Below are 9,552 nucleotides of genomic sequence, written 5' to 3'. Positions count from 1 at the left end.
GTATGGAAACAGAAAGATGCATATTATAAAAGAAGAATATCTTGAAGATTATGCCATGAGACGGAAAAAATTCGTCTACGATCGCCGTATTCATCACAGCTATATCTTTATTGTCGGCAATGAAATATATACGGTTATTATTGGCAGCCTGACAGATAAGAACATATTTATCAGAGCGGGTTACGCTATGCCGGAAGGCGTTTCTTTTCCTGCCAACGGTATGGCGGAGGTTTATTTCGATACTTTCGACGGCATGGATTCACTCGGCGATTTCCGCCACGTTCATTTTGCAGGGCTTGGTAGTGCCGTTGTGCTGCAATCGGTTTCACTGGCATTAATTGCTCACTTTGAAGCGTTTAATATTGGCGGCTTTGTATTTCAGGCCGCTTCCGGCGGAATGATCGATTTGAACAGAAAAATTTCGCTGGAAGAGATCTATGACTACATGCTTGGGTTAAAAAACGAACCACGTTATAATCCGCTTACCGGGCTGCCCAAAAAAACACCTCGTCCGCTATTGCCAAAAGAGCTGCACGCCTGGAAATTACTGTCTGAGGGGAAAGCCTGTTATGTCGTCTTACAATAAGCACGCGCAGCCTGAACGCTTCGGCACTGCTCATCACGAGAAAAAAGCCATGCTGGAACTGCTGGCCACTGAGATGCAAATAGATTCAGACGCCGCTCTGCAAAATCTGAAAGCCAGTATTGAGGGCGATAAAAAGCACTCTTCTGCAACGCTATTACGCCGAAAACTTCAACAAGCGGCTCTTGTACGAGCGTTTCAAAACATTTAAAAAAGCTCCCCACAGCGTTCTTTATTGTCGACCTTTGGTCAACCGCCTTTGCCCTGCTGCTGTAAAGCCAACGGCGATATCGAAATCGAACTCTGAAGCGGGCCGCGGCCCGCTTTTTATGCCTTTCCGCTTATTCCTTCAGCGTTTCGACAATATCGACCCAGCCGTGGCCGGTGGTCACTTCCATACCGTGCAGCCAACGGCGCAGCATATTCATCGCCATCATCGCCACCAGCTCCTGTCGCGTTTTCAGCGTATGGCGCTGGTTGTTGAATCTTACCTGCTGAGCAAAAAGCCCATCCGGCGTTACAAGCGCAAAGCCGAGCTGCTCGTTTTGCAGCGAACCGACGCAGAGCGCGACGGCGGCCTGCTGCGTTTGCGCCCGCTGGCGCGCCCGGTGCGCCAGCTGCGCCAGGCTCTCTTCGCCAGCGGGCAGCACTTCGCCCGCCACGCTGGGCGCCTCGCCTGAAGCCAACTGCCACTGCAAAAGACCGGCGGTAAAGCGCTCGCTAATGGTCAGCGTCTGGCCGCGTTCCTTAAGCTGACGCGCCAGCAGCGCAGGCAGCCCTTCCGTGCCCTCAAACAGCGTGCATTCCGCCAGCTGTAGCCGTACCTGCTGCCACACCTGCTCCATCGCCACCCGCTGCGCGGCCGGGCCGGTCAGCTTGATTTCGATAATCGGCATCGAGGAGCGGTAGCCCATCACCACCCCGTCCGGCAGCGCCAACGGCTCCAGCTCCGCGGCCAGATCGCTCTCGCCGCGTCCGAAGGTGGTCAGCCGCAGGCAGAGCGGTGGTTCCGGCAGATCGAAACGCGCCTTCAGACGCGGCAGGATCTGCTGCTCGACCATCACTTTAAATTCCGACGGCACGCCGGGCGTAAAGAAAATCCAGCAATCATTGAGCGTGACGGCGAAACCGCAAGCAGTGCCGACCGGGTTATCGATCATCTCGCTTCCCGCAGGAATTTCCGCCTGTTTGCGGTTGCTGGGCGCCATGGGTCGTCCACGGCTGGCGAAGAAGGCTTCGATTTTCTCCAGCCACGCCGGTTGCAGCTCCAGCTCAACGCCGCAGGCGGTGGCGGCGGCCAGCGCGCTCAGGTCATCGCTGGTCGGGCCGAGGCCGCCGTTAACAATCAGCACGTCGGCGATACGACTGCGCTCCGTTAACGCCTCCACCAGCGCAGGCAGGCTGTCGCCGACGGTGGAACGGCTGCTCATCGGCAGCCCCTGCTGAAACAGCACATCCGCCAGCCACGCGGCATTGGTATCGATTATCTGGCCGTGCAGCACCTCATCGCCCGTTGAGAGCATTTCCACTCTAATCACGTCACGTCCTCCTGTGGTTAATGCTTTCACTGTAGAAAGGCGCGGTGACGAATACAACGTAAATCTCCCGGCGAGAAGCGTTTTCAGAGATGGCAGCGATAGCTTTTGCCAGATTGTCAGCGCAGCGGCTTTAACGGCAGAATGGCTTAAACAATAGGTTCCTCCAATTGAATTTTAAATTTAATTAGTTTTAACCTTTAACAATCACACCGATAGAGAACAGCCACATGAGTAAAAAAGGTCTTACTACCGCTTCAGGCGCGCCGGTTGCCCATAACAATAATTCCATGTCTGCCGGTCGCCGCGGACCGCTGCTGCTACAGGATGTCTGGCTGCTGGAGAAACTGGCGCACTTTGATCGTGAAGTGATTCCGGAGCGCCGTATGCATGCCAAAGGTTCGGGCGCTTACGGCACCTTTACCGTCACGCAGGATATCACCCGCTTTACCCGCTCTAAGCTGTTCTCTGAAGTGGGCAAGAAAACCGATCTCTTTATTCGTTTCTCCACCGTCGCTGGCGAGCGCGGCGGCGCCGACGCCGAGCGCGATATTCGCGGCTTTTCTCTGAAGTTTTACACGGAAGAAGGCAACTGGGATCTGGTGGGCAACAATACGCCGGTCTTCTATCTGCGCGACCCGCTGAAATTCCCCGATCTGAACCATGTGGTGAAGCGCGATCCGCGTACTAACCTGCGCAACCCAACTTATAAATGGGACTTTTTTTCCCATCTGCCGGAGTCGCTGCATCAGCTGACCATCGATTTCAGCGATCGCGGTCTGCCGCGCTCCTACCGTCATATTCACGGTTTCGGCAGCCATACCTACAGCTTTATCAACGATCGGCAGGAACGCTTCTGGGTAAAATTCCATATGCGCTGCCAGCAGGGCATCGAAAACATGATGGACGACGAGGCGGCGCTACTAATTGGCCGCGATCGTGAAAGTTCGCAGCGCGATCTGTTCGAATCGATTGAACGCGGCGATTTCCCGCGCTGGAAGTTCTACGTACAGGTGATGCCAGAGAACGAGGCGTCGCAAACGCCGTACAACCCATTCGACCTGACCAAAGTATGGCCGCACGCTGATTATCCGCTGATCGAGGTGGGCGAGTTTGAGCTGAACCGTAACCCGGACAACTACTTCGCTGAAGTTGAGCAGGTAGCGATGAGCCCGGCGAACGTGGTGCCCGGCATCGGTTTCTCGCCGGATCGGATGTTGCAGGGCCGTCTTTTCTCCTACGGCGACGCGCACCGCTATCGTCTGGGCGTGAACCACCATCAGATCCCGGTTAATGCGCCGAAATGCCCGTTCCACAGCTACCATCGCGACGGCGCGATGCGCGTTGACGGCAACAGCGGCAACGGCGCGACCTACGAGCCGAACAGCTTCGGCGTGTTCCAGGAGCAGCCGGACTTCAGCGAGCCGCCTCTGTCGCTGGAAGGCGCGGCCGATCACTGGAACCATCGTGAAGATGATGACTACTTCAGTCAGCCGCGCGCGCTGTTTAATCTGCTGAGCGAAGAGGAACATCAGCGCATGTTCGCCCGCATCGCCGGCGAGCTGGCGCAGGTGCCGGAGTTTATCCAGCAGCGTCAGCTGGCGCTGTTCCTCCAGGTTGACCCAGCCTACGGCGCAGGCGTGGAAGCGGCATTGCGAGCGCTGAAAGGCTAACATCGGCCATATCGCGCGGTCTGACTTTTCTGTCGCTGCGTTTATCGCTAAGTAGCCTGACAGCGGTAAAAGCCCGGCCCCGGCCGGGCTTTTTTATCTCTGCGCCGATGTCAGCGCGGCTGCGCCTGCAGCCATTGCGCCAGCCGCTGACGCGAGAGCTTAATGCCGCCGTCGCCTATATCCTCCGGCAGCCGCAGCCAGCGCTCTGGACGCTGAAAATTCGCCAGCTGCGGCTGCGCCCATTCCGCCACGCTTTCCGGTTGACAGCCCGCCGCCAGCATCAGCAGCGCGACCGGCCTGGCGCCCCACTCTTCATCCCGCTGCGGAATAATAAACGCCTGATTGACATCCGGGTGCCGCTGCAACAGATTTTCAATCGCTTCCGGCTGCACCGCCTCGCCGCCGCTAAAGAAAATGTTGTCCAGCCGCCCCAACACCTGCAGCTCGCCATCCTGCCAGCGGCCGCGATCGCGGGTATGAAACCAGCCCTGCGCATCGGTCAGCGGCCAGAGCCGGCCATCCCGCCAGTAGCCCTGAGCTAAGGTCGCGCCACGGAGCTGGATCTCTTCGCCGACGATACGCACTTCGCGTCCGGCCAGCGGTAATCCAACGCCCGGACGCCCATCGGCGCGTTTGGCGCACACCGTCGCCGCGCTCTCCGTCATGCCGTAGCCGCACCAGCAACGGATGCCCACCGCCTCGGCGCGCGCCACCAGTTCCGCCGGGATCGCGGCGCCGCCGAGCAGCACCGCTTTCAGCCCTGCCGGGCACCGCGCCTGCTGCAACAGACGCCACAGCTGCGTCGGCACCAGCGAGGCGAAGCTGCATCCTTCCAGCGCCTGCGCCAGCGGCGCGCCAGCCGCCGGGATCGTCATGCAGCCGCCTGCCAGCAGCCAGCGCCAGACGATCCCCTGGCCGGAAACGTGACAGAGCGGCAGCGACAGCAGCCAACACTCCTGCGCATTGAAATTCATCAGCTGATTAACGCCCGCCGCGCTGGCGATCTGCGCGCGCAAGCTGTGCGCCGCCGCCTTCGGCAGGCCGCCGGAGCCGGAGGTCAGCGTCAGGGTAGCGATAGCGTCGGGCTGCCAGACAAGCTGCGGCGGCTGCGCCGCCGTGCGCAGCGTCAGCGCTGGCGGACCACTGACGAGCGGCTCCGCCAGGTTCAGCATAAAATCCGGCGTTAAAGCCGTCAGTAGTGGATTAAGCGTTGCGGAGGGCAGCTGTGGATTGAGAGGCAGCAGCTGCGCGCCCGTTTGCAGCAGCGCCAGGCAGGCGAGCAACAACGCCAGGCTGTTTTTGCCGCGCAGCGCGACGCGCGAACCCGCGCGCACGCCCTGCTGCTGAAAGCCTGCGCTTAACCCGTCCAGCCGCTGCGTCAACGCGCGCCAGCCGATCCGCTCCCCTTCGGCGCGCAGCGCAATGGCGTCAGGCGTGACAGTCGCCCAGCGGCGCCAGGGAAAATCGCCGTTCAGTAAATCTGCGTCCACTGCGCCTGCTCCTGTAACGGGCGATCGCAGCCCGGCCAGCGCCGCACCAGCTGCTGACGCATCAGCGACAGCGTGTCCAGCCCCGGCGTCGACTGCGGCGTCAACCAGCAGGCCAGCCGCGCCAGCTGCGTTAAACCCAGGCTCGACTCCAGCGCGGAACTGACCACCGCCTCCAGGCCCAACTGCCGGGCGTCAGCAATGAGTTGGCGAACGCGAGCGATGGAACCGGTCAGCGTCGGCTTAATCACTACCGCCGCCACGCCCGGCTGTGTCCGCAGCGTGAAGCCCGGCTCGCGCAGCGTTTCATCCCAAGCGATGCGGACGTTGCAGTCGGCGGCGAAACGCAGGCTCTCTTCCGGCGTGCGGCACGGCTCTTCAATGAAAGCGATGCGCACGCGCTGCTGCGGCGTCAGCCAGCGGACAAACTGTCGCGCTTTTTCCGGCGTCCAGCTGCGGTTGGCGTCCAGCCGCAGCCGCAGCTGAGGCAGCGCGTCCAGCAACAGGCTGACCTGCATGCCGTCGCGCGCCGCTTCATACAGTCCCACTTTCATTTTGGCGCAGGGCGTAGCCTGCGCCTGTAACTGCAACAGCAGCGCATCCGGGTCGCCGTAGCACAGCGGCGCACTCTGCCAGCTGGCCGCGTTCGGCAGCACGCCATCAAGTTCGGCGCAGGCGCATGAGATGCCGAACGCCGCCGACGGCAGCGCGCTTTCTGCGGGGGACCGGCCGGTCAGCCAGTCGGCGATCCATGCAAGGCATGCCTGCTGCGCCTGCGCCAGCGTCTCGCTGCTGAAGCCCGGCAGCGGCGCGATTTCGCCCCATCCCTGGCGCCTGTTTTCCTGCAACAGCAACAGCAGCCCTTCCCGCTGCGTCAGGCGACGGTCGCGCAGCAGCACGCCGCTCTCCATCGGAATGGCGTAGCGCCACAGTTTCGCCTGGCGCATCAGGGGTTGCGCCGGAACTGGCTGAAATCGGGCTGGCGCTTCTGGTTGAAGGCGTTACGCCCCTCCTGGCCCTCTTCGGTCATATAAAAGAGCATGGTGGCGTTACCGGCCAGCTCCTGGAGTCCCGCCTGGCCGTCACAGTCGGCGTTGAGCGCCGCCTTCAGGCAGCGCAGCGCCATCGGACTGTTTCGCAGCATTTCGCGGCACCAGCGCACCGTCTCCTGCTCCAGCTGCGTCAGCGGCACCACGGTGTTGACCAGACCCATCTCCAGCGCCTGCTGCGCGTCATACATGCGGCACAGGAACCAGATTTCGCGCGCTTTTTTCTGTCCGACGATGCGCGCCATATAGGAAGCTCCCCAGCCGCCGTCGAAAGAGCCGACTTTCGGCCCGGTCTGACCAAAGCACGCGTTATCCGCCGCAATGGTTAAATCGCACAGCATATGCAGCACATGGCCGCCGCCGACCGCGTAGCCCGCCACCATCGCCACGACCGGCTTAGGGCAGCTGCGGATTTGCCGCTGAAAATCGAGCACGTTCAGATGATGGACGCCGCTCTCATCCCGATAGCCGCCGTAGTCGCCGCGCACCTTCTGATCGCCCCCGGAGCAGAAGGCCAAATCGCCTGCGCCGGTGAGGATAATGACGCCAATGCCCTCGTCGTAACGCGCATCCTGTAACGCCAGCATCATCTCCTGCACGGTCAGCGGCCTGAACGCATTGCGCACCTGCGGACGGTTAATGGTGATTTTAGCGATGCCGTCCGGCGATTTGTGATAGCAGATATCAACAAAGTCGCCGCTGCAGTCATGCCATTCAACGGGCGCCGCGAGCTGTGGGTCATCTGAGTTAAGCATTGCATTCTCCATAAGATCAGACAGGCTGACGCAGCAGCTGCGCCAGACAAAGGCTAAAGTCGACGGGGCTGGCGCGATGGGCGTTATGCCCGGCGGCGGCGATGGTATGCAGCGGCAATCGCGCCTGCTGCGCCAGCTGTAAAAACTTGCTGTCCCACTCGCCGCAGAGATAGCTGAAAGGAACCTTTAGTTCGCGCAGCTCTGGCAGCAGATTGGGCTGGCGGCTGAGCGCCGTGGCGTGCAGCATCGCCGCCAGCGACGGTCCATGCCCCGCCCCGCGCTGCGCCACCAGCTCGCTGCGCTGACGCGCGCACAGTTCGGCGAACAGCGGCTGGCGATACCAGGCCTCCAGCGTGGTGGTAAGGGGTACATCGCGGAAGCGGGCGATCCAGCGTCGTTCATGTGCCAGGCGCGCCTGACGCTCGCGTTCGTCGCTCAGGCCTGGATGTCCCGCCTCCACCACCAGCCCGCACAGACCCGGCAGCGCCGCCCGACAGGCGTAATACATCGCCACACGGCCGCCCATTGAATAGCCGATCAGCCAGTATTTACGGATCTGGTGATGGCGCAACGTAGCGCTCAGCTGTTCGCATAGCGCATCGAAGCCGCTGACGCGCTGGCTGCGCGATCCGCCGTGGCCGGGCAGATCGATGCTCAGCATCGGCCAGTCAGGGAAGGCCTGTTGCACCGACAGCCAGTCATCGGCTGAACCGAGAAAACCGTGCAGCCAGACCAGCGTCGGCTTGCAGCTGCGGCGGTGGCCCTGCCAGCGGGCATGAAGGATCATTGCTGCCCCCCCAACGCCACCAGACGGGCGAACGCCTCCGCGCCGCGATCCGGCGGCACGCAGAACTCCACCAGCGTCGCGCCCCGGCGCGTAAAGCCGCGGTGGACGGCTTCATGCAGGGTTTCCCATTTTTCAACGCGCCGGTAATCAAGGCCGAACATCTGCGCCGCCGGCGCGAAGCTGACGCCCTGCGGCAGCGTGAAAAAGGCTTCCCGTCGGTCGGGCGGCGTCGGCAGCAGGGAAAAGATGCGTCCGCCGTCGTTGTTAACCACGACCAGCACCAGCGGGATATCAACCTGGCGCAGCAGCGCCAGGCTGTTGAGATCGTAAAGGGTGGAGATATCGCCCAGCAGCGCCAGCGTGGGGCGCGGCGCGGCGCGTTGCAGGCCAGCGAAGGTGGCGATCAGGCCGTCGATGCCGCTGGCGCCGCGATTGGTACAGACCGGATAGCCCGCCGGCAGCTGCGCCAGCGCATCCGCCAGCCGCACCAGCAGACTGTTGCCGAGACACAGCTGTCCCTGCGGCGGCAGCAGTTCGGCCAGCCGGTGCGCCATCAGCGCCTCATCTTCCTCCGCCAGCAGCGCGCCGACCTGCTGCTGCATCGCGGCCGCCAGCGCGCTCAGCTCCGGCGCCCAGCAGGCGGCGTCGCGCGCCGGATGCGCCTGTAGCCAGACATCGATTTCGCTGACGATACGCCGCCCTGGCTGGCTGGCGGGATCGCGTCGTCCCGGCAGCGGGTCGATCAGCCACCACTGCTGCGGGCGCGCCTGCTGTTGCCACTGCAACAGCCGTTTGCTGACGAGGTTGCCGCCGAACTGCACCACCAGCTCCGCCTGCGTCAGCAGTCGCTGCGCGCGCGGGCTGTTGAGCCACAGATCAGCGCAGGGCAGCGGCTGACCGGTTTGCGACTGAATATCCGCCAGCAGTGGCCAGCCGAGCCTTTCCGCCCAGTTTGCCAGCGCGGCGCCCTCTTCCGCTTTTATTCTTCCTGCGATGACCACGCCGCGCTTTTCGCGCCAGCGCAGCCAGTCCGGCTGCGGCGCCTGCCCGTCGCCGACGCTGTGGCTAACCCAGGGAGTCTCCTGCTGCGGCCACTCCGCCAGCGGCGACAGCCAGTCACGCCACGCGTCGTCCTCCGGGCCATAGAGCGGTTCGGCGAAGGGACAGTTAACATGCAATGCGCCGGCGTGGGTGGCGGCAATCGCCTCGTCCAGCGTCGCCGCCAGCCAGCGGGCGCTGATATCCGGCGTCGGGCGCGGCAGATCGCAGCGGCGGGCGAAGTGCGAAAAGATGCCGGGCTGGGCGATCGCCTGGTTTGCGCCGCAGCCAATCAGCTCCGGCGGCCGGTCGGCGCTCAGGACAATCAGCCGTTCGCCGGTCAGCCGCGCCTCTATCACCGCAGGCAGCAGATTGGCGACGGCGGTGCCGGAAGTGACGATCAGCGCCACCGGCGCGTTAAGCCCTTTCGCCATGCCAAGGGCGAAAAAACCCAGTCCCCGCTCGTCAAAATGCGTGTGGCAGGCCAGCGCAGGTTCGTTTGCCGCCGCCAGCGTCAGCGGCGCGGAGCGCGAGCCGGGCGCGATGCAGATATGGCGCACCTGATGGCGCGCCAACGTCGCGATGATGACCTGCGCCCAGCGGCGGTTAAAGCTACTGACGGACATGCTTCCTCCCGAAAACCTT

9 protein-coding genes are annotated in these 9,552 nt (G+C 62.6%); 3 read left to right on the top strand and 6 right to left on the bottom strand.

All coding sequences use genetic code 11. The features are described from left to right. Nucleotides 1-16 precede the first annotated feature (16 nt). Both MYY08_RS10545 and MYY08_RS10540 read left to right on the top strand, forming a co-directional pair. Nucleotides 17-586 (top strand): hypothetical protein, encoded by a 570-nt coding sequence (locus tag MYY08_RS10545; protein WP_084971569.1) that lies wholly within the window; start codon nucleotides 17-19, stop codon nucleotides 584-586. Then, nucleotides 570-794 carry a hypothetical protein gene (locus MYY08_RS10540; RefSeq protein WP_084971571.1) on the top strand — a complete coding sequence of 75 codons (225 nt, stop codon included), beginning with the start codon at nucleotides 570-572 and terminating at the stop codon, nucleotides 792-794. The genes MYY08_RS10545 and MYY08_RS10540 overlap by 17 nt, the downstream gene beginning before the upstream one ends. Before the next feature lie 130 nt (nucleotides 795-924). Here MYY08_RS10540 and MYY08_RS10535 read toward each other — a convergent pair whose 3' ends face one another. Beyond that, nucleotides 925-2,121 carry a nicotinamide mononucleotide deamidase-related protein YfaY gene (locus tag MYY08_RS10535; protein ID WP_038625121.1) on the bottom strand — a complete coding sequence of 399 codons (1,197 nt, stop codon included), beginning with the start codon at nucleotides 2,119-2,121 and terminating at the stop codon, nucleotides 925-927. A gap of 227 nt (nucleotides 2,122-2,348) precedes the next feature. On the opposite strand from MYY08_RS10535, the gene MYY08_RS10530 reads away from it, so the two are divergent. Beyond that, a complete protein-coding gene (locus MYY08_RS10530) occupies nucleotides 2,349-3,791 on the top strand; it encodes a catalase (RefSeq protein ID WP_288014012.1) in 1,443 nt (480 codons plus the stop codon). A 110-nt stretch (nucleotides 3,792-3,901) separates the two neighbouring features. On the opposite strand, the gene menE is transcribed toward MYY08_RS10530, so the two are convergent. The 5 genes from menE to menD are packed head-to-tail and all read right to left on the bottom strand — an operon-like array spanning nucleotide 3,902 to nucleotide 9,533. Beyond that, entirely contained in the window at nucleotides 3,902-5,281 is a 1,380-nt protein-coding gene (gene menE / locus MYY08_RS10525; protein ID WP_288014011.1) for an o-succinylbenzoate--CoA ligase, read from the bottom strand. After that, on the bottom strand, nucleotides 5,263-6,225 hold the full coding sequence (gene menC / locus MYY08_RS10520) for an o-succinylbenzoate synthase (protein WP_190296062.1): 963 nt from the start codon (nucleotides 6,223-6,225) through the stop codon (nucleotides 5,263-5,265). The genes menE and menC overlap by 19 nt, the downstream gene beginning before the upstream one ends. Beyond that, nucleotides 6,225-7,082: a 1,4-dihydroxy-2-naphthoyl-CoA synthase gene (menB, locus tag MYY08_RS10515; RefSeq protein ID WP_038625113.1), complete on the bottom strand. Its 858-nt coding sequence runs from the start codon at nucleotides 7,080-7,082 to the stop codon at nucleotides 6,225-6,227. The genes menC and menB overlap by 1 nt, the downstream gene beginning before the upstream one ends. A 16-nt stretch (nucleotides 7,083-7,098) precedes the next feature. Next, nucleotides 7,099-7,869 (bottom strand): 2-succinyl-6-hydroxy-2,4-cyclohexadiene-1-carboxylate synthase, encoded by a 771-nt coding sequence (gene menH / locus MYY08_RS10510; protein WP_038625111.1) that lies wholly within the window; start codon nucleotides 7,867-7,869, stop codon nucleotides 7,099-7,101. Continuing rightward, nucleotides 7,866-9,533 carry a 2-succinyl-5-enolpyruvyl-6-hydroxy-3-cyclohexene-1-carboxylic-acid synthase gene (gene menD, locus MYY08_RS10505; RefSeq protein WP_288014010.1) on the bottom strand — a complete coding sequence of 556 codons (1,668 nt, stop codon included), beginning with the start codon at nucleotides 9,531-9,533 and terminating at the stop codon, nucleotides 7,866-7,868. The genes menH and menD overlap by 4 nt, the downstream gene beginning before the upstream one ends. Nucleotides 9,534-9,552: the final 19 nt, after the last annotated feature.

The sequence above is a fragment of the Mixta sp. genome (genome assembly GCF_024610815.1).
In the GTDB taxonomy this organism is placed as follows: Bacteria; Pseudomonadota; Gammaproteobacteria; order Enterobacterales; family Enterobacteriaceae; genus Mixta; species Mixta calida.
Note: the sequence above shows the minus strand (reverse complement) of the source record. Positions and strands in the feature narration are given on the sequence as shown.

Excerpts from the sequence above, each read along its gene's own strand:
- MYY08_RS10545 (WP_084971569.1), top strand. The coding sequence starts at position 17 with ATGCATATTATAAAAGAAGAATATCTTGAAGATTATGCCATGAGACGG.
- MYY08_RS10540 (WP_084971571.1), top strand. The coding sequence starts at position 570 with ATGTCGTCTTACAATAAGCACGCGCAGCCTGAACGCTTCGGCACTGCT.
- MYY08_RS10530 (WP_288014012.1), top strand. The coding sequence starts at position 2,349 with ATGAGTAAAAAAGGTCTTACTACCGCTTCAGGCGCGCCGGTTGCCCAT.
- menC (WP_190296062.1), bottom strand. The coding sequence starts at position 6,225 with ATGCGCCAGGCGAAACTGTGGCGCTACGCCATTCCGATGGAGAGCGGC.
- menB (WP_038625113.1), bottom strand. The coding sequence starts at position 7,082 with ATGCTTAACTCAGATGACCCACAGCTCGCGGCGCCCGTTGAATGGCAT.
- menH (WP_038625111.1), bottom strand. The coding sequence starts at position 7,869 with ATGATCCTTCATGCCCGCTGGCAGGGCCACCGCCGCAGCTGCAAGCCG.
- menD (WP_288014010.1), bottom strand. The coding sequence starts at position 9,533 with ATGTCCGTCAGTAGCTTTAACCGCCGCTGGGCGCAGGTCATCATCGCG.